This window comes from Pseudomonas sp. 14P_5.3_Bac1 (assembly GCF_025466135.1).
Classification (GTDB): Bacteria; Pseudomonadota; Gammaproteobacteria; order Pseudomonadales; family Pseudomonadaceae; genus Aquipseudomonas.
On the sequence record NZ_JANLOF010000069.1, the window covers coordinates 1 to 22,551 of the forward strand.

Annotated in this window: 22 protein-coding genes; 8 read left to right on the forward strand and 14 right to left on the reverse strand. The window is 59.8% G+C overall.

Annotated elements, in window-relative coordinates:
- Positions 1–7 precede the first annotated feature (7 nt).
- The 9 genes from msrQ to mrcB form a co-directional block, all read right to left on the reverse strand.
- Positions 8–628, reverse strand: coding sequence for a protein-methionine-sulfoxide reductase heme-binding subunit MsrQ (gene msrQ / locus NTD89_RS18250; protein WP_145162060.1), 621 nt, complete (start codon positions 626–628; stop codon positions 8–10).
- The gene (gene msrP, locus NTD89_RS18255) at positions 628–1,641 is read right to left on the reverse strand and encodes a protein-methionine-sulfoxide reductase catalytic subunit MsrP (protein ID WP_262208909.1); all 1,014 of its coding nucleotides are present in this window, start codon (positions 1,639–1,641) and stop codon (positions 628–630) included. Before msrP ends, msrQ begins: the two co-directional genes overlap by 1 nt.
- Before the next feature lie 63 nt (positions 1,642–1,704).
- Positions 1,705–2,562 carry a CDP-diacylglycerol--serine O-phosphatidyltransferase gene (gene pssA / locus NTD89_RS18260; RefSeq protein ID WP_145162066.1) on the reverse strand — a complete coding sequence of 286 codons (858 nt, stop codon included), beginning with the start codon at positions 2,560–2,562 and terminating at the stop codon, positions 1,705–1,707.
- A gap of 145 nt (positions 2,563–2,707) precedes the next feature.
- Entirely contained in the window at positions 2,708–3,724 is a 1,017-nt protein-coding gene (ilvC, locus tag NTD89_RS18265; protein ID WP_003194132.1) for a ketol-acid reductoisomerase, read from the reverse strand.
- Positions 3,725–3,771: 47 nt separating this feature from the next.
- A complete protein-coding gene (gene ilvN, locus NTD89_RS18270) occupies positions 3,772–4,263 on the reverse strand; it encodes an acetolactate synthase small subunit (RefSeq protein WP_003176102.1) in 492 nt (163 codons plus the stop codon).
- A gap of 2 nt (positions 4,264–4,265) precedes the next feature.
- Positions 4,266–5,990, reverse strand: coding sequence for an acetolactate synthase 3 large subunit (locus NTD89_RS18275; protein ID WP_106579404.1), 1,725 nt, complete (start codon positions 5,988–5,990; stop codon positions 4,266–4,268).
- Between the two features lie 431 nt (positions 5,991–6,421).
- Positions 6,422–6,751, reverse strand: coding sequence for a YqcC family protein (locus tag NTD89_RS18280; protein WP_145162069.1), 330 nt, complete (start codon positions 6,749–6,751; stop codon positions 6,422–6,424).
- Positions 6,751–7,485 carry a tetratricopeptide repeat protein gene (locus NTD89_RS18285; RefSeq protein WP_145162072.1) on the reverse strand — a complete coding sequence of 245 codons (735 nt, stop codon included), beginning with the start codon at positions 7,483–7,485 and terminating at the stop codon, positions 6,751–6,753. Before NTD89_RS18285 ends, NTD89_RS18280 begins: the two co-directional genes overlap by 1 nt.
- Before the next feature lie 16 nt (positions 7,486–7,501).
- A complete protein-coding gene (mrcB, locus tag NTD89_RS18290; protein ID WP_145162075.1) occupies positions 7,502–9,826 on the reverse strand; it encodes a penicillin-binding protein 1B in 2,325 nt (774 codons plus the stop codon).
- 118 nt (positions 9,827–9,944) lie between these two features.
- Between mrcB and NTD89_RS18295 the strand changes: the two genes are divergently transcribed.
- The 3 genes from NTD89_RS18295 to NTD89_RS18305 all read left to right on the forward strand — a co-directional run bounded on the left by NTD89_RS18295 (position 9,945) and on the right by NTD89_RS18305 (position 12,415).
- Complete coding sequence (locus NTD89_RS18295; protein WP_145162078.1) at positions 9,945–11,501, forward strand: AAA family ATPase; 1,557 nt, start codon at positions 9,945–9,947, stop codon at positions 11,499–11,501.
- Between the two features lie 93 nt (positions 11,502–11,594).
- Positions 11,595–11,939 (forward strand): pentapeptide repeat-containing protein, encoded by a 345-nt coding sequence (locus NTD89_RS18300; RefSeq protein WP_106579232.1) that lies wholly within the window; start codon positions 11,595–11,597, stop codon positions 11,937–11,939.
- Between the two features lie 203 nt (positions 11,940–12,142).
- On the forward strand, positions 12,143–12,415 hold the full coding sequence (locus tag NTD89_RS18305) for a TfoX/Sxy family protein (RefSeq protein ID WP_010562703.1): 273 nt from the start codon (positions 12,143–12,145) through the stop codon (positions 12,413–12,415).
- A 255-nt stretch (positions 12,416–12,670) separates the two neighbouring features.
- Here the strand turns inward: NTD89_RS18305 and NTD89_RS18310 are convergent, their stop codons facing one another.
- The 3 genes from NTD89_RS18310 to NTD89_RS18320 are packed head-to-tail and all read right to left on the reverse strand — an operon-like array spanning position 12,671 to position 15,350.
- Positions 12,671–13,438 carry a heme ABC transporter ATP-binding protein gene (locus NTD89_RS18310; RefSeq protein WP_262208913.1) on the reverse strand — a complete coding sequence of 256 codons (768 nt, stop codon included), beginning with the start codon at positions 13,436–13,438 and terminating at the stop codon, positions 12,671–12,673.
- Positions 13,438–14,475 (reverse strand): FecCD family ABC transporter permease, encoded by a 1,038-nt coding sequence (locus NTD89_RS18315; protein ID WP_262208915.1) that lies wholly within the window; start codon positions 14,473–14,475, stop codon positions 13,438–13,440. The genes NTD89_RS18310 and NTD89_RS18315 overlap by 1 nt, the downstream gene beginning before the upstream one ends.
- Positions 14,472–15,350: a hemin ABC transporter substrate-binding protein gene (locus NTD89_RS18320; protein ID WP_262208917.1), complete on the reverse strand. Its 879-nt coding sequence runs from the start codon at positions 15,348–15,350 to the stop codon at positions 14,472–14,474. The genes NTD89_RS18315 and NTD89_RS18320 overlap by 4 nt, the downstream gene beginning before the upstream one ends.
- 83 nt (positions 15,351–15,433) lie before the next feature.
- Here NTD89_RS18320 and NTD89_RS18325 point away from each other — a divergent pair, with 83 nt between their 5' ends.
- Positions 15,434–15,751, forward strand: a complete 318-nt coding sequence (locus NTD89_RS18325; RefSeq protein WP_145162090.1) for a Rieske (2Fe-2S) protein — start codon at positions 15,434–15,436, stop codon at positions 15,749–15,751.
- Here NTD89_RS18325 and sfsA read toward each other — a convergent pair.
- Both sfsA and NTD89_RS18335 read right to left on the reverse strand, forming a co-directional pair.
- Positions 15,748–16,461 (reverse strand): DNA/RNA nuclease SfsA, encoded by a 714-nt coding sequence (gene sfsA / locus NTD89_RS18330; protein ID WP_262208918.1) that lies wholly within the window; start codon positions 16,459–16,461, stop codon positions 15,748–15,750. The genes NTD89_RS18325 and sfsA overlap by 4 nt on opposite strands.
- Positions 16,461–17,633: a pyridoxal phosphate-dependent aminotransferase gene (locus tag NTD89_RS18335; RefSeq protein ID WP_262208919.1), complete on the reverse strand. Its 1,173-nt coding sequence runs from the start codon at positions 17,631–17,633 to the stop codon at positions 16,461–16,463. Before NTD89_RS18335 ends, sfsA begins: the two co-directional genes overlap by 1 nt.
- 320 nt (positions 17,634–17,953) lie before the next feature.
- Here NTD89_RS18335 and dksA point away from each other — a divergent pair, with 320 nt between their 5' ends.
- The 4 genes from dksA (at position 17,954) to NTD89_RS18355 (ending at position 22,542) form a co-directional block, all read left to right on the forward strand.
- A complete protein-coding gene (dksA, locus tag NTD89_RS18340; protein ID WP_034100675.1) occupies positions 17,954–18,394 on the forward strand; it encodes an RNA polymerase-binding protein DksA in 441 nt (146 codons plus the stop codon).
- 83 nt (positions 18,395–18,477) lie between these two features.
- Positions 18,478–19,365 carry a tRNA glutamyl-Q(34) synthetase GluQRS gene (gene gluQRS, locus NTD89_RS18345; RefSeq protein ID WP_262208921.1) on the forward strand — a complete coding sequence of 296 codons (888 nt, stop codon included), beginning with the start codon at positions 18,478–18,480 and terminating at the stop codon, positions 19,363–19,365.
- A gap of 62 nt (positions 19,366–19,427) precedes the next feature.
- Positions 19,428–19,604, forward strand: a complete 177-nt coding sequence (locus NTD89_RS18350) for a hypothetical protein (RefSeq protein WP_003176118.1) — start codon at positions 19,428–19,430, stop codon at positions 19,602–19,604.
- Complete coding sequence (locus NTD89_RS18355; RefSeq protein WP_162530298.1) at positions 19,588–22,542, forward strand: sensor histidine kinase; 2,955 nt, start codon at positions 19,588–19,590, stop codon at positions 22,540–22,542. The genes NTD89_RS18350 and NTD89_RS18355 overlap by 17 nt, the downstream gene beginning before the upstream one ends.
- The last annotated feature ends 9 nt before the right edge of the window (positions 22,543–22,551 follow it).

Consider the following 22,551-nt stretch of genomic DNA (forward strand, 5'->3'; position numbering starts at 1 on the left):
GCACTAATTACGCTTTTGGTGCAGAAACTGGTTTTTTCGCGATAAGGCGGGGAATCCGGCGCATGACAGGCGGAATACGCAGGGCCAAAAGCAGCGCACCTATAGATGCATATACTGCCCACTCCTTCAGATCGGCCCGCACAATCCACAACATATGCAGCAAACCAAGCCCAAGGATCACATACACCAAGCGATGCAGCTTCTTCCAACGACTGCCAAGTCGACGCTGGCTATAGCGATTGGAGGTCACTGCCAGCACCAATAAGCAGAGGAAACCCAACGCGCCCACAATAATGTAGGGCCGCTTACGCAGCTCCACCCCGAATTGCGACCAATCGAGTCCCAGGATAAAGACGCAGTAAGCCGCCAGGTGCAAAACCACATACGCAAAACACCAGAGACCCAGCTGCCGGCGGACAGCAATCCACCCCGCCCACCCACTAAGCTTCTGCAATGGCGTCATGCTCAGCGTGATCAGCAACAGAACCAAGGTCCCAAGCCCCAACCGATCCATCAGCACTTTGCCTGGGTCAGGCCCTAGCACAGAACTCCACGCCTCGTACAACCAGAAAAATGGCCATATCGCCGCGGCTATAAATACTCCTATGCGCCAGATCGGATAACGCATCAGTAATTCTTCCGCAGATCGAGGTCCGTATAAAGAGAAGCGACCTCATCCGAGTAGCCATTGAACATTTGCGTCTCACGCACGTTCGGGCTGAACAAGCCGCTGGGCAGGCGACGTTCTCGCGCCTGAGTCCAACGAGGATGGTCGACCGTAGGATTCACGTTCGCGTAGAACCCATACTCATCGGCCGCGATGCTCTGCCAGGTCGTCTTGGGTTGTTCGCTTACAAGACTGATCCGCACAATCGACTTCACACTCTTGAAGCCATACTTCCACGGCACCACCAGACGCAGTGGCGCGCCGTTCTGGTTAGGCAATTCACGCCCGTACATGCCAACGGCAAGGATAGCCAATGGGTTCATGGCCTCGTCCAGGCGCAACCCTTCTACATATGGCCAGTCGATCAAGCCGAAGCTTGAGCGCTGCCCCGGCATGCTTTTGGGGTCCTGGAGCGTTTCAAAACGGATGTACTTGGCTTTGGAGGTCGGCTCCACCTGCTTGAGCAAGGCGGAAAGGGGGAAACCCATCCACGGAATCACCATCGACCACGCCTCGACGCAGCGCAAACGGTAGATGCGTTCTTCCAACTGATAAGGCTTCATAAAGTCTTCCAAGGCATAACGCCCCGGCTTGCCGACCTCTCCATCAATCACCACACTCCAGGGCTCGGTCTTGAGTGAACCCGCGTTCTTCGCCGGGTCCCCCTTGTCAGTACCGAATTCATAGAAGTTGTTGTAGTGGGTTGCGTCCTTGAACGGCGTGATGGCTTCGTCCTTTACCGTAACAGCCTGCCACTGGGTGCCTGGCAGCTTCTGGGCAAACCAACTCGGGGCATTGCCCGGCTCGACGTCGGCATAACGCGCTGCATCGTCAGCACTGGCCCAGCGCGGCAAAGTACTGGCAGCGACGCCAGCAAGCGCACCACCGAGCAAGCTGCGGCGAGATAAATAGAAGGATTCAGGCGTGACATCCGATTCGTGACAATCGGACGCTTTGGGGATCTTGATTAACATGGCAACTCCGCAGCATTGGAGGACTGATGCACCAATAGACTGCGGAGTATGGCGGACATTACATTAAGACAATGTTTTGTCGCGGCGCAGATGCAGCAAGTACTGAATCGGCCCCGAAGCGGCGTAGACCAGGAACGCCAGCAGCAGGATACGCGGCGGGTCGCTGAACACTACAGCGAACACCAGCACCACCACCAGGATCGCCACGAAAGGCACGCGCCCCTTGAGGTCGAACTCCTTGAAGCTGTTGTACTTGATGTTGCTGACCATCAGCATGCCGGCCGCAGCCACCATCAAGGCCACCAGGAACGACATTTTCGAGCCCTGGATTCCATAGTCACTGAATGCCCAGACAATACCCGCCACCACGCCCGCCGCCGCCGGGCTGGCAAGGCCGATGAAGTAACGCTTGTCAGCGGTACCCACCTGCGTATTGAAGCGCGCCAGACGCAAAGCGGCGCCGGCGACATAGATGAAGGCGACCATCCAGCCGACCTTGCCCATATCCCCCAGCGCCCAGGCAAACGCCAGCAGCGCCGGTGCGACCCCGAAAGCGACCATGTCCGACAGCGAGTCGTACTCGGCGCCAAAGGCACTTTGCGTGTTGGTCATGCGCGCCACACGGCCGTCAAGGCCATCAAGCACCATGGCCACGAAGATTGCGATGGCGGCAAAACCGAAATACTTGCTGGCACTCACCGCATCACCCGCCGCCAGCGCACTTTGGGCGCTCATGGAGTTGATGATGGAATAGAAGCCGGCAAACAGGTTCGCGGTGGTGAACAGGTTAGGCAGAAGATAGATGCCACGATGCCGGACCTTGCGACCTTCCGCGTCATGCCCTTCTTCGACATGCTCATCGATCGGCAGCAGGCTTTCGGCGTCAGAGGCCTGGTGTGGCTCTTCGGGACGTTCGCTCATGGATTTTACCTTGCAACGGTGTGAAAAAAATTCGACAGAAACTTGCGGCGAGTGTTCGCCCGCAAACGATGCAGCTTTATACCAGAACCAGCCCCTCAAACGAAAAAACGCGGCCTAAGCCGCGTTTTCTGTTGATGCGTACGACTTAGTTTTTGGCTTTGTCGACGATCTTGTTGGCACCGATCCACGGCATCATGGAGCGCAGTTGCTCACCGATGACTTCGATACCGTGAGCGGCATTGTTACGACGCTTGGCGGTCATCGAAGGGTAGCCGGTTGCGCCTTCGCTGATGAACATTTTGGCGTATTCGCCGTCCTGAATACGTTTCAGAGCGTTGCGCATGGCCTGACGGGACTCGGCGTTGATCACTTCCGGGCCAGTCACGTACTCGCCGTATTCGGCGTTGTTGGAGATCGAGTAGTTCATGTTGGCGATACCGCCTTCGTACATGAGGTCAACGATCAGCTTCAGTTCGTGCAGGCATTCGAAGTAGGCCATCTCTGGCGCGTAGCCAGCTTCAACCAATGTTTCGAAACCAGCTTTGACCAGCTCAACGGTACCGCCGCACAGAACGGCTTGCTCGCCGAACAGGTCGGTTTCAGTCTCGTCCTTGAAGGTGGTTTCGATGATGCCGGTACGACCGCCACCCACGCCAGCTGCGTAGGACAGTGCAACGTTTTTGGCGTTGCCCGAGGCGTCCTGGTAGATCGCGATCAGGTCAGGGATACCGCCGCCTTTGACGAACTCGGAACGCACGGTGTGGCCCGGGGCTTTCGGCGCGATCATGATCACGTCGAGGTCAGCACGTGGAACAACCTGGTTGTAGTGAATCGCGAAGCCGTGGGAGAAGGCCAGGGTGGCGCCCTTCTTGATGTTCGGCTCGATTTCATTCTTGTACAGCGAGGACTGGAACTCGTCCGGGGTCAGAATCATAACCAGGTCAGCAGCAGCAACGGCGGAAGCAACGTCGGTCACTTTCAGGCCATGGGCTTCAGCCTTGGCAACAGTGGCCGAACCTTTGCGCAGGCCGACAGTGACGTCAACGCCGGAATCTTTCAGGTTGCACGCTTGGGCGTGGCCCTGGGAACCGTAGCCGATGATGGCGACTTTCTTGCCCTGGATGATCGACAGGTCACAATCTTTATCGTAATAAACTTTCATGAGGTTCCTCTATATATCCAGGCCGTAAGGCCATTCGCTAATTTGGGTTAGATGCTGAGTACTTTGTCGCCACGGGCAATCCCGGTGACACCACTGCGTACGGTTTCCAGAATCGAGGCCGTCCCGATCGACTGGATGAAACTGTCCAGCTTGTCGCTTGTACCGGTCAGTTGAACGGTATAAACGCTGGCGCTCACGTCGACGATCTGCCCGCGATAAATGTCAGTAGTCCGTTTAATCTCGGCACGCTGGGCACCCGTAGCCTTGACCTTAACCAACATCAGCTCACGCTCAATGTGGGCACTTTCCGAAAGATCGACCAGCTTGACCACTTCGATCAACTTGTTGAGGTTCTTGGTGATCTGCTCGATCACCTCATCGTGGCCCACGGTGGTCAACGTCAGGCGCGACAGGGTCGGGTCTTCGGTCGGCGCCACGGTCAGGCTTTCGATGTTGTAGTTGCGTTGCGAAAACAGGCCGACAACACGAGACAGAGCGCCGGGTTCGTTCTCCAGAAGCAGGGAGATAATGTGCCGCATGATTAAGTACGCTCCGTCTTGTTCAGCCACATGTCGCGCATAGAGCCGTCTTTGATCTGCATCGGGTAGACGTGCTCGCTGGTATCCACTTGAATATCGAGGAACACCAGGCGGTCCTTCATGGCGAACGCCTCTTCCATCTTCGGCTTCAGATCTTTCAAATCGGTGATGCGAATGCCGACGTGGCCATAGGCTTCAACCAATTTTACGAAATCTGGCAGCGATTCCATGTAGGAATGGGAGTGACGGCTGCCGTAGCTCATGTCCTGCCACTGACGAACCATGCCCAGTACGCCGTTGTTCAGGCAGACGATCTTCACCGGAAGGCCGTACTGCAAGCACGTCGACAACTCCTGAATGTTCATCTGGATGCTGCCCTCACCGGTGACGCACGCGACGTCGGTGTCAGGGAAGCTCAGCTTCACACCCATGGCCGCAGGGAAACCAAAGCCCATCGTGCCCAGGCCACCGGAGTTGATCCAGCGGTTAGGCTTGTCGAACTTGTAGTACTGCGCGGCGAACATTTGGTGCTGGCCCACATCGGAAGTTACAAAGGCATCGCCCTTGGTCACTTCGCACAGGGTTTCGATCACGGTTTGTGGCTTGATAACGCTGCCGTCGCCTTTGTCGTAAGGGAACAGGCCGCGGTCACCGCGCCATTCGTCGATCTGCTTCCACCAGCTGGCAACGGATTCCTTGTTCGGCGTTTCGCCGATGTCCTTGAGCGCGGCAACCATCTCGGTCAACACACTTTCTACCGGACCCACGATCGGCACATCGGCCTTGATGGTCTTGGAGATGGACGCCGGGTCGATGTCGATATGGATGATCTTGGCATTCGGGCAGAACTTGCTCGCGCCGTTGATCACACGGTCATCAAAACGCGCGCCCACTGCCAGGATCACGTCGGCGTGATGCATGGCGAGGTTGGCGGTGTAGCTGCCGTGCATGCCGAGCATGCCGACGAACTGACGGTCCGTGCCCGGGAATGCGCCGAGGCCCATCAACGTGTTGGTGACCGGCAAATTGAGCAGCTTGGCCAGTTCGGTCAGCGGCGCAGAACCGCCACCCAGGATCACGCCACCGCCCGAGTACAGCACCGGGCGCTTGGCCGCCAGAAGCATTTCTGCCGCCTTGCGGATTTGCCCCGAGTGCCCACGAACAGCCGGGCTGTAGGAACGCAGCTTGGCTTTCTTCGGGAAGATGTATTCGAACTTTTCAGCCGGGTTGGTCATGTCTTTCGGGATATCGACCACAACAGGGCCCGGGCGACCGGACTGTGCAAGGTAGAACGCCTTTTTCATGACTTCCGGGATTTCCGAGGCATGCTTGATCATGAAGCTGTGTTTCACGATCGGCCGGGAGATACCGATCATGTCGGTTTCCTGGAATGCATCGGTACCCACCATGGTGCTTGCGACCTGGCCGGAAATAATCACCATCGGAATAGAGTCCATATACGCAGTCGCGATGCCGGTAATGGCATTCGTTGCGCCTGGGCCGGACGTCACCAGTACCACACCGGCTTTACCGGTGGCACGGGCGTAACCGTCAGCCATATGGGTCGCGGCCTGTTCGTGGCGAACCAGGATGTGGGTAACAGCCGGTTCCTTGAACAGTGCGTCGTAAACATGCAGCAGAGCACCACCTGGGTACCCGTAGATATAGTCGACGCCTTCGTCACGCAAAAAGCGGACGAGCATCTCACCGCCAGATAAAAGCTCCACGTTGTTCACCTCTAAAACGCCAGAATACCGTCCGTTAAAAACCGACGGGTCTTAATAGGTTTACTTCTCAACAGAGCATGAGCGACGGTGGTCGCCGACTACGTCAGCACTGACTGAGCAAGTATTGGGATCGTCCCAAGTGTTGCGGGCTTTTCCCACCCAGCGCGAGGTAACGCGTTGCGGGTGTTACAGGTCGGCGCGGATATGCGCCTCATGATCTGCTGAGCGGGTCTGCTTCTGGCAGTCCCGATACAGCGGACTTTGGATTCTTCTGTTTCAGCCCCTTCAAGTCAAGCAATAATTGCGCTTTTTTCCAACTAAGCGCATGAGAACGTAGATTAAAGGGGTTTGAGGAGGGATAAAACTCGCCTGAATGTCGTCAAGCGGTAGAAATGTGCGCAAGACTGCCGGAAAACCCGGCAGTCAGGCAATTAACGAGCGTCGACGATCAATTGGTCGAACTTTTTCAGCGCATTACGCAAACCGAGGCTCTCACGCGGGCGATCGGCGTAAACCATCTCCGCCATCTCCAGAATCCCCGACGCATTAGGCAACGGCAGATCCTGCTCGAGGATCTGCTTCATGCGCACCAGGAAGATCCATTGCAGCCACTGATGAAAATCCAGGGTATCAACCGAAAAAGGCTCGACACTGCTGAGCGCCTCTGCGCTGGGGGACACCTCGTCCCACCAGCCCTGCACGCGTAATTCGCGCTCGATCAGCAATAACTGTTCGGCAATCGCAGGAAAACGCGCATCCATCAGAGGCTGACCTTGGCTTTCTGGCGAGCCTGCGCAGCACCGGCAGCATCGCCTTGGGCAGCACGCGCGTCACCAATCAGGGCCCACAGGTTGGCTTGCAGATCGGGACGACCATTGGCCAGGCTCAGGCCGCGACGGGCGAACTGTTCGGCTTGCGGCGCATCGCCTTGAGCCATACGCACTTGGGCCAGGCGATACAACACTTGCGGCTCGCGAGGTGCCACGCGTTGGGCACGCTCAAGGCTGGACGAAGCGCCGTTCAAATCACCACCGGCCTGCTGTTGCTGGGCGGTGGTCAACAGCGAGAGCACTGGTCCGTCCAGTTGCTCATCAGCCGACAGGCCGCCCGCGTTCGACGACGACGGAATACCGCTCGGCGTCGACGGCATGTTGTAGGTACCCTGGTTAACCGGCGCCGTCTGGATCGGCGTGGAATCAACCGGCCCCGACGTGCTTGGGCCTGGGGTCCACGGCTCGGCGCTGATCGGCGCCGACGTTGCAGCACCACCGCCCGGCACCATCACTACCACACCCGAATCCTGCGGCATGGCCTGCGGTGTGGCTTGGGCCGGACGCTTGACCACGGTCTGACGGAAGCCGCCGTTGGCCGAAATGCGATCGTTATTGGAAACGGTGGTACTCGAATCCACCACGGGAATCGAACCGCGCTGCACGCTGGAGCAACCGCTGAGCACTGCCAGAGCTGTAATAGCTGGAATCAACCACTTGTTCACGTGAAACCCTCTTTGCTTAGTTCATCCAGCCCTTGACCCAATCCATCACCGATTCCGCGTCAGCAGGGGCACTGCCACCGCATGCGGCGCCGGGTGGTGGCTCGCTGCCGCGAATATACGGCATCTGCACCGCGCCCGGACAGTTGGCATCGGAGCCCTGCCCCGTGTGCGGATCAATCCAGGCCTGCACGATGTTGTCCGGTTGCGGCATGTTCAGCGGCAGCGGGTCGGCCTTGCGCATGAAGCTGGTCCAGACCTGCAGCGCACCGGTGGCACCGGTGAACGGCGTCTTGCCATTGTCGTCACGTCCCAGCCAAACCACGGCCAGCACGTCCTGGCCGAAGCCTGCGAACCAGCTGTCACGCGAATCGTTACTGGTACCGGTCTTGCCCGCCAGCGTCAGGTTCGACGGCAGCACGCTGTAAACCGAGCGCCCGGTGCCTTCGCGCATTACGCGCTGCATGGCGTTCTGGATCAGGTAAATGGAGCCTGCATCAAAGCGCTGCTGAATCTGGAACGGATAGCGCTTGAGCGGCTCGCCCTCGGCAGTCAGCACGCTGCGGATACCGCGCATCGGGGTATTGAAGCCGCCGTTGGCGAGGGTCTGGTACATCGTGGCCACTTCCATCGGGGTCATGGCGCCAGCCCCCAAGAGCATCGATGGGAACGACGGGAATTCACGGTTGATGCCCAGGCGGCCCAAGGTTTTCAACACATTCGGCACCCCGACTTCCAGCCCGAGGCGTGAGGTGGAGATGTTGTAGGAATGCGCCAGGCCCTGATACAGGAACACCGTGCCGTGAGAGCGGCGATCGAAGTTCTGCGGCGTCCACACTTGGCCATCGGCACCTTTGACCGACAACGGGTCATCTGAGAGCCAACTGGTCAGGGTGTATTTGCTCGGTTTTTCCAGGGCCGTCAGGTAGACCGCAGGCTTGACCAGCGAGCCGATCGGCCGCACGGCATCCAGCGCACGGTTGAAACCGGCAAAACTGGCCTGGCGACTGCCGATCATGGCCTGGACTTCACCGGTTTCCGGGTTGGTCACCACCATGGCCGCCTCGACTTCATCGGCGCCCTTGCGGCCGGTCAAGCGTTTGAAGGTATCGTTGACCGACGCTTCGGCTTTCATCTGCAAAATCGGGTCGAAACTGGTGAAGATCCGCAGGCCCTCTTCAGTCAAGTCTTCGTCGCGGTAATCTTCGCGCAACTGACGTTTGACCAAGTCGATAAAGCCTGGGAAGGAGCTGTCGGCCAGCTTGCCGCGAGTGGTTACACCCAGTGGCATTTTCTTTGCGGCCGCGACTTGTTCAGCGGTAGCCACGCCCTGCTGCTCGAGTACGTCCAGCACCAGGTTACGACGTTCAAGCGCACGCTCCGGGTTGCGACGCGGGTTGTAATAGGACGGTCCCTTGACCATGCCCACCAGCAACGCAACCTGATGCAGCTTCAACTCGGACAACGGCTGACCGAAGAAGAACTGGCTGGCCAAGCCAAAGCCGTGAACGGCGCGCTGGCCATCCTGGCCGACGAATACTTCGTTGAGGTAAGCCTCGAGGATTTCCTGCTTGCTGTAATGCAGCTCCAGCAGCATCGCCATCATGGCTTCGGTGAGCTTGCGGGTCAGGCTGCGCTCGTTGGTCAGGTAGAAGTTCTTGACCAATTGTTGCGTCAGCGTACTGCCACCCTGCGTCATCTTGCCGCCAGAGGTGTTAACCCAGATGGCGCGGGCAATCGACTTGGGCGAGACGCCCCAGTGGCTGTAGAAGTCGCGGTCTTCGACGGCAACCAGTGTTTCAAGCAGATACGGCGGCACCTGATCGAGCTTGATCAGGATGCGATCTTCCAGGTTCTTGGGGTAAATGCCGCCGATCAGCAGCGGTTCCAGGCGCACCACAGGCAACTTCGAACCATTGAGCGACGACAGCTCGGCGACGTAATCGCCAGAGAAGCGCACGCGTACCGGTTGGGCTTTTTCCAGGCCTTCATAGAACTGGAAGCCGCGGGTATTCAAGTCGACGGTGTTGCCGCTGACGGCCGCGGCGCCAGGGCCATTGCTCACGGCTTCGCGGCGGTAACCCAAGGCGTCGAGCTCGGTGAGAAAGTCATCCTTGCTCAGCTTCTGGCCGGTGAACAGTTCCAGCGGGCGTGCGTACACCTTGGCCGGAATGGTCCAGCGCTTGCCGGAGAACTTCTCCTGGACCACGGCATCGAGGTACACCGCGAAGCCGGCGAGCACCACAAGGCCCACCAGGCTGAGCTTGAGCGCCCAGCCCAGCCACGGACGCAGGCCGCGGGAAGGAGGTTTTTTACGGGAACGGGGAGATCGGGTTCGAGTCATGGCGGCGGATTATACGCACTTTATTGATGATCAACATGAGCCGGACAGCGGTTTGCACGACCGGCTGTAACCGCCATAATGCCCGCCATGATTTCCCCCAGACTTTGAAGGATCGCCCGTGAGCCAGTCCCTGATCGCTGCCCTGCAAAACCCGGCTTTGTATCCCCATCCGGTTGAAGCGTTTCAAGTTATCGAGACCCATATTTCCTGGGTCATTCTGACTGGCCCCTTCGCTTATAAACTGAAGAAGCCGATGAACTTCGGCTTTCTGGATTTCACCCAACTGGACGACCGGGGGCACTTCTGCAACGAAGAACTACGCCTCAACCAGCGCCTGACCGAAGATTTGTATCTTGAAGTGTTGCCAATTACCGGCACCGCCGAGGCTCCGCAACTGGGCGGCGATGGCCCGGTAATCGAGTACGCGCTGAAAATGCGCCAGTTCCCGCAAAGCCAACTGCTGAGCACCTTGCAAGCCAACGGCGAACTGACCAGCGCGCACATCGATGAAATGGCCAAGCAGATTGCGCATTTCCACCTCACCGCACCAAAGGTTCCACAGGCGCACCCGGCCGGCACCCCGGACGAGGTGATGGCGCCGGTGCGCCAGAACTTCGATCAGATCCGTCCTTTCCTCAGCGACAAGGCCGACCTGGCCCAGCTTGAAGCTCTGCAGGCCTGGGCCGAAAGCAGCTTCGAGCGCCTCAAGCCTCTGCTGGCGCAGCGCAAGCTCGAGGGCTTCACGCGTGAATGTCACGGCGATATCCACTTGGGCAATGCGACGATGATCGACGGCCAAGTCGTCATCTTCGACTGCATCGAGTTCAACGAGCCGTTCCGCTTCACCGATGTGTACGCCGACACCGGCTTCCTGGCGATGGACCTGGAAGACCGTGGCCTCAAATCCCTGGCACGTCGCTTTATCAGCCAATACCTGGAACTGACCGGCGATTATCAAGGCCTGGAAGTGCTGAACTTCTATAAAGCGTACCGGGCGCTGGTACGCGCCAAGGTTGCATTGTTCAGCATGCCGAGCGAGGCAAGCCCGGTGCAGCGCGCCACTACCCTGCGCCAGTACCGCAACTACGCCAACCTGGCCGAAAGCTACAGCACTATTCCTTCGCGCTTCCTGGCAATTACCCACGGCGTATCGGCAGTCGGCAAGAGCCACGTTGCCATGCGCCTGGTGGAAGCCTTGGGCGCCGTGCGCCTGCGCTCGGATGTGGAACGCAAACGCCTGTTTGGCGAACAGCACGTGGAAAACACACCACAGGCCGGCATCTATGCCGCCGACGCCAGCGCAGCAACCTATGCTCGCCTGAATGAAATCGCCGATATCGTCTTGCGCGCCGGCTACCCGGTCGTACTGGATGCCACCTTCCTCAAACGTGAACAGCGCGACGCCGCCGCGAAGATTGCCGAGGCCACCGGCGCGCCATTCCTGATCCTGGATTGCAATGCACCGCAAGCCGTTATCGCCAGCTGGTTGGCACAACGTCAGGCGGACAAGAACGACCCTTCCGACGCGACGCTGACCATCATTGAAGAGCAGCAGGCCAACCGAGACCCGCTGACGGCTGAAGAATTGTTGCTCAGCAAGCGTGTAGAGACCAATGAAAGCGGAACCCTGGATGCTCTGGTGGCGCATATTCGCCAACGCCTGCCAGGCCTGTAAGAAATATTTCTTGGTCGTGTCACCGATCTACGGTGCACGACCGAGCAATAGTGGCACTATAATGGCGTCATAATTCCAACAGGAGTCGCCGTCATGAGTCAGCCCAAGCTTCTTGATACTCCGCTCTACGCGCTCCTGCACAAGGACGACATTCGAGGCTTCAACCAGGAACGGCCCAAAGACGGCAGCATCGACATGCGTGGCGGTGACTTTCGTGGGCTGGACTTGCGCGACCTGAACGCCACGGGCGTAGATTTCACCGATGCGTATTTCCGTTCTGCCGATCTGCGTGGCCTGGATCTACGCGACTGCTCACTGGAAGGCGCCAGCCTGGCGCATGCACAAATTTCCGGCACCTACTTTCCACCTGAACTGACCGCCGACGAAATCCTCATGTCGGTTAATTTCGGTACTCGCCTGCGCTATCGCACCAAGTGACGCCATATGCCCGCCCCCGGCTACGCATCAAGTGTGCCGGGTGGTTCGCCGTGCCTCTGCTTAAAACCTCCTGAGCATTCTTATAAGCGTTTCAGCCGTTCCTGACCAAAGAACTACGCTTTTCCTACTGAGCGCTACACTCCTTTTCAGGCTTGCCTGGTCACGATACCCACCGAACCATTCGGCCGTCGCAAGGAGGCTTGATGAACGATGAGCTGCAACACCTGAAAAACCTTGGCAAGACGTCGGCGCAGTGGCTGCATGCGGTGGGCATCCACAGCGCGTCTGACTTGCGCCGCCTGGGAGCGGTCGATGCCTACCGTGCAGTGCGAACTCGCGGTTTCCGGGCGTCGAAGGTATTGCTGTACGCCATTGAAGGCGCATTGATGGATGTGCACTGGAACGACATTCCCGCGGAGCGAAAGGAAGCGCTGAACCGCCAGCTGGATGCGATTTCGGCACGTCAGAAGAATTAGCTCAGCGATAAAACTCAACGTTTACAGGCATTACGAACGCCTGTTTGAGAAAATCCGCAGGTCGAGCAAAAACAAATGTTGACTCTCAAATGAGAATCGTTATGATTATCACAACTGGTCGCGAGATCAGCCGATAACTGAAAGACCATTGGTTCGGACTCTCAGATTATCTCCTCATCAGGCTAATCACGGTTATTTGACCCGGCTCTTGCCGGGTCTTTTTTTGCCTGTAAAACGCCTATAAAACCGTGAGGCTCAGCGCGCGATAATCAACGGATGCCCACGCTCCGGGTGCGGCTGCACCAACACATCCAGCCCAAACACAGCCTTGAGCGGCTCAGGTCGCAAGACGTGTGCGGGCGTATCCAACGCATGCGGACGCCCGCCTTCCAGCAGCAGAATGCGATCACAGTAACGCGCAGCCAGATTCAGGTCATGGAGGATCACCAGTACGGCCGCGCCTCGATCGGCAAAACTGCGAATAGCCTGCAAGGTCGTGTGCTGATGCAAAGGGTCAAGCATCGACGTCGGCTCATCCAGCAGCAACGTCTGCCCCGCCTCGCCCGGCCATAGTTGCGCCAATACCCGCGCCAGGTGCACACGTTGGCGCTCCCCGCCAGACAACGCCAAGTAGCTACGGCCGCTCAAATGGCTGATGTCCGCCGCCTGCAACGCCGCACGGATGATCTCGTCGTCACGCACGCGCCCGGTCTGATGCGGCAAACGCCCCATGCCGACAACTTCTTCAACGCGAAACGCAAAGTCCAGGGTCGAGGTTTGCGGCAATACCGCCAAGCGCTGGGCGCGCTGCGGGCCGGTCCAGCTCTTGAGCGCCTGCTCATCCAGCCACACCGCGCCCTGATCAGGGTGCAGCTCACCGCACAGCGCGCTGAGCAAGGTGCTTTTGCCAGCACCATTGGGGCCTAGCACGCCAAGTACCTGGCCCGGTAACAGGTCCAGGCTGACATCGGCCAACACAGTCTTGCGACCACGCCGGATCTGCAGCGCTTCCACTCGCAGCATCAGGCGCGTCCTCGCAACAACAGAAAAAGAAAAAACGGCGCACCGATAAACGCCGTAACAATGCCGATCGGCAACTCCGCGGGCGCCAAGGCCAGGCGCGCCACCAAATCTGCAAACAGCAACAAACTCGCGCCGGCCAGCACCGAGGCTGGCAACAGCACACGATGGTCGGGCCCGGCCAGCAACCGCACCAAGTGCGGGACCACCAGCCCGACAAACCCGATCATCCCCGCCGCCGCTACTGCCGCCCCCACGCCCAAAGCGGTGCAGAACACCAGCTCACGCTTGAGCCCTTCCACATCAATCCCCAGGTGGCTGGCCTCGGACTCACCCAGCAACAAGGCATTCAGCGCCTTGGCGCGGCGCGGCAACCAAAGCGCGACACCCGCGCTCACCAGCAGCAACGGCCACAACCGCGAGTAGCTCGCGCCATTGAGGCTGCCCAGGTTCCAGAACGTCAGGGTGCGCAGAGTGGCGTCGTCGGCCAAATAGGTAAACAGCCCGACCGCCGAGCTGGCGAGGGCCGTGAGCGCGATGCCGGCAAGCAGCATCGTCGCAACATTGGTCTGGCCGTTACGGCGCCCCAGGCGATAGACCAGCGCAGTCACTCCCAAACCACCGAGAAACGCACACAGCGACAGCAGGTAAGGCCCGAACGCATCCGGCAGTCCGCCAAAAAACGAACCCCCGACAATCGCAATCGCCGCCCCCAGCGCCGCGCCACTCGACACCCCGACCAGCCCGGGATCCGCCAGCGGATTACGGAACAACCCCTGCATCGCCACGCCCGACAACGCCAGCACGCCGCCGACCGCCAGGCCAAGCAATGTGCGCGGCAGGCGAATCTGCCCCAGGATCAATTCGGCCTGCTCCAGGCCATCGGCTGCAATCGGCACGCCCATCAAGCGCAACGCGGCCGTGAGTGTGTCCAGCAACGGCAGGCTGACCGGCCCCAAGGCTAATGAGAGCCAGATTGCCAATACACACAACAGCGCCAGCCCGATAAACAGTGTTTTCGGCTTAACCAGAGGGGTCATGGAGCAGGTTTAGCCTGGGACGGATAGAACCCGGCAGACAGTTGCACCAGGCTTTGCGGCACACGCGGGCCCAGGCCGCCCACCAGCAGGGTGGGGTCCAGCTCAAACACCCGGCCATTTTTGGCCGCCGGCGTTGAGGCCAAAATCGGGTTTTCCTTGAACAGCGCTGCGCGCGCTGCATCGCCGGTCAAGGCACGGTCAGCAAATACCAGCACATCAGGACTCAGCCCCGCCAACGACTCCACCGAGAAAGGTTTGTAGCCAGTATGGGTGGCCAAGTTGCGTCCGCCCGCCTGCTGCAACAGCCAATCGGCGGCGGTGTCTTTACCTGCGATCAGCGGCTTGCCGCCCGCATGACCGAGCACCAACAGCACACCCGGGGCTTTTTGCGTGGCCTGGGCCTGAGTGACCCAGCGCTTCTGCTGCTCGAGTGCTTGTTCATATCCGGTAAATAATTCGTTGGCTTTAGCCTCACTGCCCAGCAACTTGCCAAGGTGCTGCAAGTTGCCTTTCAGGGTTGGCAGGTCCGGCTCGGCCGAAAACATTTCCACCTGCACGCCGGCGCCGCGAATTTGCGCAAGTACCGGCGGCGGCCCCATTTCCTCGGTGCCGACCAGTATTTGCGGGCGAAGGCTGAGAATGCCTTCCGCCGACAACTGGCGCTGGTAACCTATGCTCGGCAAGGCCTTCAGCGATTCCGGGTGCTGGCTGGTAGTATCCACGCCCACCAGTTTCGATTCGCCGCCCAAGGCCGTCACCCATTCCGACAGTGCTCCACCGGCACTCACCCAGCGTTGCGGCAGTTCAGAGGCTTGCGCCCCGTGGTGGACCAGCAGAGAGGCAACAAACGCAATAGCGCTGGTACTCAGACGCATAACAGGGTTTCCTTCCAGGGGCGGGGCGAAGCCGGCATTTGATAATTGTTTGCATTTGAACGTCAAGGCACTTAAGGATTGAAATGAAGTTTCTCTGCACCTCCGACACCCTTGCAGCCAACAGCAGCCTCGGCTTCGAGATCGACGGTTGCAAACTGTTGGCCGTGCGCCGGGACGGCGTTGCCTACTTCTATATCAACCGTTGCCCCCATCGCGGCATCGCGCTGGAATGGCAACCCGATCAGTTCCTCGACACCAGCGCCAGCCTGATCCAGTGCGCCACTCACGGCGCGCTGTTCCTGATCGAAAGCGGCGAATGCATCGCCGGCCCCTGCGCGGGCCAGAGCCTCACCGCCCTGCCCGGCCGCGAAGACGCACAGGGCCTGTGGGTGCAACTCTAGTCGCTGATCAGTACATCCAAGCGACGTTCCACAACAATTTCCTCAGGCGTGACTCGCACACCGTAGGCCAATACCTCCACACCGGCGGCCTTGGCTTCACGCAATGCCGCAGCGTAACCGGCGTCGATTTCAACCGCCGGGCGCACCGCCTCGATCCCCGACAGGTTGACGCAATACAATTGCACCGCCCGCACCCCTTCACGTGCCAGGTGCGCCAACTCACGCAAGTGCTTGGCGCCGCGCTGGGTCACCGCATCGGGGAAGGCTGCCACCGCCGTGTCATCAAAGCCCAGGGTGACGCTTTTGACTTCGACAAACGCCGCGCCCTGCGGGTAATCGAGGCGAAAATCGATGCGGCTTTTTTCCTGGCCATAAGGCACTTCGCGCTTCAAGGCGGTAAACCCATTGAGCTCAGTGATCACCCCGGCGCGCAACGCCTCCTCGACCAGTTGGTTGGCGCGCGCCGTGTTGACGCACGCCAAACGCCCCTGCGGCGTTTCGGCAATTTCCCAGGTGCCGGGCAACTTGCGCTTGGGGTCCGTGGAGCGACTGAACCAGACTTGGCCGCCCTCCACCATGCAATTGAGCATCGAGCCGGTGTTCGGGCAGTGAATAGTCAGCAACTCGCCGGTAACGGTTTCGATATCGGTGAGAAAACGCTTGTAGCGGCGGATCAGCCGCGCTTCTTCGAGAGGAGGATGAAAACGCATCAGCCTTGCCAGCTCCGCAAACCACGGGCGATACGCTCTACCGCCTGTTGTAGCCGATCGATATTTTGCGTGTAGGCAAAACGCACATGGTGGCCGGCTTGATAGCGGCCAAAATCCAGCCCGGGCGTAAACGCCACGTGTTCGGTTTCGAGGAAATGCCGACAGAACGCGAAGGCATCACCGCCGAACGCGCTGATATCGGCATACAAATAGAATGCCCCTTCCGGCTCTACGGCGATCCCGAATCCAAGTTCGCGCAGGGCCGGCAGCAGGAAATCCCTACGGCGACCGAATTCGGCGCGGCGCTGCTCCAGAATGCTCAACGTTTGCGGGGTAAAACACGCCAGTGCCGCGTACTGGGCCATGCTCGGCGCGCTGATGTAGAGGTTTTGCGCGAGCTTTTCCAATTCACCCACCGCCGCGGGCGGCGCCACCAGCCAACCGAGGCGCCAGCCAGTCATGCCGAAATACTTCGAAAAACTATTCAGGACGAACGCGTCGTCGTCCACTTCCAGCACGCTGGCGGCATCGGTGCCGTACGTGAGGCCATGATAGATCTCGTCCACCACCAAGTGGCCGTCGCGCGCCTTGATTGCACTGGACAACCCTGCCAACTCGTCGCGCGTAAGGATCGTGCCGGTGGGGTTGGCCGGGGAAGCGACCAACGCGCCCACGCTGTACTGGTCCCAATGTTTGGCCACCAACTCGGCGGTCAATTGGTAGCGCACATCCGGGCCAACCGGCACCAGCTGCGCCGCGCCTTCCACCAAGCGCAGAAAATGTCGGTTGCACGGATAGCCCGGGTCGGCGAGCAACCAATGTTTGCCCGGATCGACCAGCAGGCTGCTCGCCAGCAGCAACGCACCGGAACCACCGGGAGTGATCAGAATGCGCTCAGGATCGATGTTCAGCCCGTAACGCTGCTGGTAGAAACCGCTGATGGCCTCGCGCAACTCCGGCAACCCGCGCGCTGCGGTGTAGCGGGTCTTGCCGTTGGCCAGCGCCGCCTGGCCGGCCTGGATGATGGGCTCGGCCGTGGTGAAATCCGGCTCGCCGATTTCCAGGTGGATCACGTCATGGCCGGCTGCCTGCAGCTCATTGGCTCGCGCCAGCAGCGCCATGACATGAAAAGGTTCGATGGCGCGACTGCGCGCACTGTAGGGCTGAGCCATTAGCCTTCCTTAACGGTGAGGACAAAATCAGGATTCTACCGAACCCTCGCGGTAAAACATGCTCTATTGCCTGCTCGGCCGTCCATGACGAACCGAGCAAGCGCTTGCAAAACGACTAAAATCAACATTCGAGACACGCTATACCCAGCCATGGCGGGCTGTTGCAGTTTGCACCCCCGCCAAGTTGGGCCTCGACAACCGGGAGTGGCGCACCCCGAATCTATCTGGTAAGTTCGCCCGCTTGCAGCCGCAGGGCCGGCAGGTGTCGGTGACGTTGCAATCCTGCGCAATGGATTAGAAGAGTGAGAGGCGGTCTATTCATGTCCACCCAAGCAAAGCAACAGCAGCAGAGCCTCAGTGGCTTCACACCTTACGTCGAAACGAAAGGTGAGGAGTACATGGGCAAGCCCATGCGCCAGCACTTCACCAAGATCCTGCAAAAGTGGAAGCAGGACTTGATGCAAGAGGTCGACCGCACCGTTGACCACATGAAGGACGAAGCCGCCAACTTCCCGGACCCGGCAGACCGTGCCAGCCAGGAAGAGGAATTCGCCCTCGAACTGCGCGCCCGTGATCGTGAACGCAAGCTGATCAAGAAAATCGACAAAACGCTGCAACTGATCGAAGACGAGGAATATGGCTGGTGCGAATCCTGCGGCGTCGAGATTGGTATTCGCCGCCTGGAAGCCCGCCCAACCGCGGACCTGTGCGTAGACTGCAAAACCTTGGCTGAAATCAAGGAAAAACAGGTCGGCAAATAATCCTGCCGGGCTGAACGAATGGGGCGTGCAAACGCCCCATTTTTGTTTCTGGCGTTTACCGATTTTCCAGTAGTATCCGGCCCATGACAGCCTCTACCTATATCGGGCGTTTCGCCCCCACGCCCAGCGGCCATTTGCATTTCGGCTCGCTGGTTGCCGCCCTCGCCTCCTACCTCGATGCCCGCGCCAATCACGGCCGCTGGCTGATGCGCATGGAAGACCTCGACCCGCCGCGTGAAGAACCCGGCGCCCAGACGGCGATCCTGCACGCCCTGGAAAGCTACGGCTTCGAGTGGGATGGCGAACTGGTCCGACAAAGCGAGCGGCATGATGCCTACGCCAAAGTCCTCGACGGCCTATTCAACCACGGCCTGGCCTACGCCTGCACATGCTCGCGCAAACAGCTGGAGCCCTACCACGGGATTTACCCGGGTTTATGCCGCAATGCCGGGCACGATCAGCACCACGCGGCCATTCGCCTGCGCGTACCCGAGCTGGAATACCACTTTACCGACCGCGTACAGGGCGAATTCCGACAGCACCTGGGCCGCGACGCAGGCGATTTCGTCATCCGTCGCCGCGACGGCTTGTATGCCTATCAATTGGCCGTCGTGCTCGACGACGCCTGGCAAGGCGTAACCGACATCGTGCGCGGCGCCGACCTGCTCGATTCCACGCCACGCCAGCTCTACCTTCAAGAACTGCTGGGCCTGCGCCAGCCGCGCTACCTGCACGTGCCGTTGATCGTGCAGCCGGACGGTAACAAGTTGGGCAAAACCTACCGTTCCCCGCCGTTGACACCGGACCAGGCCACGCCTTTGCTGTTAAGGGCATTGCGCGCCCTCGGCCAGCCCGCCGGAGCTGAACTGCTGCACGCCAGCCCACGGGAACTGCTCGATTGGGGCATTGCGCACTGGGATGCAACCCTGATCCCGCGCACACTCACGCTGGCCGAAGCGCAATTGCGCTGAAGGCGCTTGCAGCTTGCCAGCCATCCGTTACCATCGCGGCAGTTTTTTAATCAGAGGCCAATATGTACATCTATCGATTGGTCCTGCTGCTGGTCGTCGGGATCTACCTGTTTTCCCCCGCCATCATGGATTGGTGGATCGACGCCACGGGCGCCTGGTATCGCCCTTATCTGCTGTGGCTGATCCTGATCGTCGTGACCTTCATCCTGCAGAGCCAAAAAGATGCCGATGAGCTTTAGCCTCACCCAGATGCTGCTGATCAGCGCCGCCTACCTGGCCGCGCTGTTCGCCGTGGCCTGGATCAGTGAGCGCGGAATGATTCCGCGGGCGATCATTCGCCATCCGTTGACCTACACCTTGTCCTTGGGCGTTTACGCCAGCGCCTGGGCGTTTTATGGCACCGTGGGCCTGGCCTATCAGTACGGCTACGGCTTTCTGTCCAGTTACCTTGGGGTGTCCGGCGCGTTCCTGCTGGCGCCGGTGTTGCTGTACCCGATCCTGAAAATCACCCGTACCTACCAGCTTTCATCCCTGGCAGACCTGTTTGCCTTCCGCTTTCGCAGCACCTGGGCTGGCGCGCTGACCACGATTTTCATGCTGCTCGGCGTGTTGCCGCTGCTGGCCTTGCAGATCCAGGCCGTGGCAGATTCCATCAGCATCCTGACCCGTGAGCCCGTGCAACATCGCGTCGCCCTGGCCTTTTGCGCGCTGATCACCCTGTTCACGATTTTCTTCGGTTCGCGCCATATCGCCACCCGTGAAAAACACGAGGGCCTGGTGTTTGCGATTGCCTTTGAGTCGGTGATCAAGCTGATCGCCATCGGCGGCGTCGGCCTGTATGCGCTGTATGGCGTGTTCGACGGCCCGCAACAGCTGGAGCTGTGGCTGCTGCAAAACCAGACCGCCCTCGCCGCCCTGCACACGCCGCTGCAGGAAGGCCCATGGCGCACGCTGTTGCTGGTGTTCTTCGCTTCGGCGATTGTGATGCCGCACATGTACCACATGACCTTCACCGAGAACCTCAATCCGCGCTCATTAGTGAGTGCAAGCTGGGGCTTGCCGCTGTTCCTGCTGCTGATGAGCCTGGCGGTGCCGCTGATCCTGTGGGCCGGCCTCAAGCTGGGCGCAACCACCAATCCGGAATACTTCACCCTCGGCGTCGGTATTGCCGCCAACAGCAAATCCCTGGCGTTGCTGGCGTACGTCGGCGGTTTGTCGGCGGCCAGCGGCTTGATCATCGTGACCACGCTGGCGCTGTCGGGCATGGCGCTCAACCACCTGGTGCTGCCGCTGTATCAGCCGCCGGCCGAAGGCAACATCTACCGCTGGCTGAAGTGGACGCGCCGCGCGCTGATCGTTGCGATCATCATGGCCGGTTATGGCTTCTACCTGTTGCTGGGCGCCGGGCAAGATCTTGCCAACCTCGGCATTGTTGCGTTCGTTGCCACCTTGCAGTTCCTGCCGGGCGTGTTGTCGGTGCTGTACTGGCCGACCGCTAATCGCCGCGGATTTATCGCCGGCCTGCTGGCGGGGATTCTGGTGTGGATCGTTACCATGCTGTTGCCGCTGGTCGGCAACCTGCAGGGTTTCTACATTCCGTTGCTGAACATGATTTACGTGCTGGACGACACCAGTTGGCACATGGCCGCCATCGCTTCATTGGCTGCCAACGTCTTGATGTTCACCTTGATCTCGCTGTTCACCAACGCCAGCCCCGAAGAAACCAGCGCCGCCGAAGCCTGCGCGGTGGACAACGTACGCCGCCCGCAACGCCGCGAGCTGCATGCCGCCTCACCCCAGGAGTTCGCCACGCAACTGGCCAAGCCGCTGGGTGCGAAAGCCGCGCAAAAGGAAGTCGAACAGGCACTGCGCGACCTCTACCTGCCGTTCGACGAGCGCCGCCCGTATGCGCTGCGACGCTTGCGTGACCGTATCGAGGCCAACCTGTCCGGGCTGATGGGGCCAAGCGTGTCCCAGGACATGGTCGAAACGTTCTTGCCCTACAAGGCTGGCGGCGAAAACTACGTCACCGAAGACATCCATTTCATCGAGAGCCGGCTGGAGGATTACCACTCGCGCCTCACCGGCCTTGCCGCCGAACTCGACGCCCTGCGCCGCTACCACCGCCAAACCCTGCAGGAACTGCCGATGGGCGTGTGCTCCCTGGCCAAGGATCAAGAGATCCTGATGTGGAACAAGGCCATGGAAGAATTGACCGGCATCGCCGCCCAGCGGGTAGTGGGTTCGCGCCTGAACACCCTGGGCGATCCGTGGAAAGAACTGCTGCAGGGCTTTATCAACCTGCCCGACGAGCATTTGCACAAGCAGCACTTGGCACTCGACGGCCAGACGCGGTGGCTCAACCTGCACAAAGCGGCGATCGACGAACCGCTGGCACCCGGCAACAGCGGCCTGGTGCTGCTGGTGGAAGACTTGACCGACACGCAAATGCTCGAAGACAAGCTGGTGCACTCAGAGCGCCTGGCCAGCATTGGTCGTTTGGCGGCAGGCGTGGCCCACGAGATTGGCAACCCGATCACCGGTATCGCCTGCCTGGCGCAGAACCTGCGGGAAGAGCGCGAAGAGGACGGCGAAATCACCGAAATCAGCGGGCAGATCCTTGAGCAGACCAAGCGCGTTTCACGCATCGTGCAGTCGTTGATGAGCTTCGCCCATGCCGGCGCTCATCAGAATCAGGACGAGGCCGTGTGCCTGGCCGAAGTCGCGCAGGATGCCATTGGGCTGCTGGCCTTGAACCGGCGCAATTTCGAAGTACAGTTCTTCAATCTGTGCGACCCGGACCACTGGGTCGACGGCGATTCCCAACGCTTGGCGCAGGTGTTGATCAACTTGCTGTCCAACGCCCGTGACGCGTCCCCGCCGCACAGCGCGGTACGCGTCAAGAGCGAGGCTTTCGAGCACACGGTCGATCTGATCGTGGAGGATGAAGGCAGCGGTATTCCACAGAACATCATGGACCGATTGTTCGAACCTTTCTTCACCACCAAGGACCCGGGTGAAGGTACCGGTCTGGGCCTTGCACTGGTCTATTCCATCGTTGAAGAGCATTATGGACAAATCACCATCGACAGCCCGGCTGACACCGAAAGCCAACGCGGCACCCGTATTCGGGTGACCTTGCCGCGTCATGTCGAAGCGACGTCCGCTGTGAACTGAGACCGTCGA